The 1,157-nt window shown below is 41.7% G+C and carries 2 protein-coding genes; both read right to left on the bottom strand.

The window, feature by feature from the left end; translation table 11 throughout:
• The coding region (locus R7190_RS25665; RefSeq protein ID WP_318137652.1) for a GumC family protein at positions 1–758 on the bottom strand (758 nt) is incomplete at its 3' end.
• A 14-nt stretch (positions 759–772) separates the two neighbouring features.
• The coding region (locus R7190_RS25670; RefSeq protein ID WP_318137653.1) for a polysaccharide biosynthesis/export family protein at positions 773–1,157 on the bottom strand (385 nt) is incomplete at its 5' end.

The following is a 1,157-nucleotide window of genomic DNA, read 5'->3' on the forward strand; positions in this document are numbered from 1 at the left end:
TCGTCGATACCGTTGATATCAATCAGGCCTTCTTTGAGCAAAAACTCTTGCAAAGCATGCTCTGATTTTTTTAAGCGCTCTTCGAGTTTTTGAGAGTTATTAGTCAGCCACGTTGCTGCATTTTGAGTCACTACGAGCTTGGCTTCGAAGTTGGCATCAATATAGGCCTGACCAACCGCGTTCGCGACTCTTGTTGCTAACTTTGGATCGGCAGAACGAAAGCTAATTCGCACTAACTGTGTGTTTCGAACAGGTTCAATTTCTAGCTTTCTTTTGAAGGCTTGAAGTGCTTGATAGTAAGACTCGGAGTATTGTGATGTCTCTTTTGGGCTAGGAGAAACATTCAATAAATCTTGTACTAACGGGACTGCTTTAATGTCGTCGATTTTTTGTTTTAGTCCACCGGAGCTCGTAAATTCAGGGTGTTGAGTTAAATTCAGTTCATTAATGACTTTGTCGGCAATGTGGTTGGATTTCAGAATAGCGATTTGTGTTTGAAAGTACTCTTTCTTGGTCGTATCTACACCGTACACTTCTTCAATCGATAGCGCACTTTTTTGCTCTTCTTGAATCAATAACGTTGCTGTTGCTTGGTAAATGGATGTTTTGGAGTAGATGTACCAAGTGCACGTTAATGAGAATATAAGCGTGAACGCAGCAATGCTAAGCCAGTTTTTTTTCAGCGTTTTAAAGTGATGGCCAAAACGAATCAGTTCTACTTTGTTCATCTGGAAATTGTTGGGATGAGTTCCGTTCATTTGATTACCTGTCACTAGAAGAAGCTCTGATCAATAAAGACAATGTCACCTGGTTCAACCGTGCGCTGCATACTTACGCCTTCTACGGTTTTGCCAGTTTTGTGTTTGGTTAAGTTAATGCTTTTACGTGAAGCTCTATCGGTGAGCCCGCCAGCTAGTGCGATGGCTTTTTCTATCGTCAGTCCTGGTCGATACTCAAATCCTCCGGGTTTACGAACTTCGCCATTGACGTAAAACAAACGGAAGTAATTGATTGTCACCATGACTTTCGGGTTGATCAGATAATCACCTTTTAAGCCCGTTTCGATTTCGTACTTGAGCTGTTTGGGCGTTTTATTGATCGCTTTGATTCGTCCAAGGTAAGGGTAATCAAAGTAACCATCTGACGTGATGAGGATG

It is taken from the genome of Vibrio sp. 1078-1, from assembly GCF_033340475.1.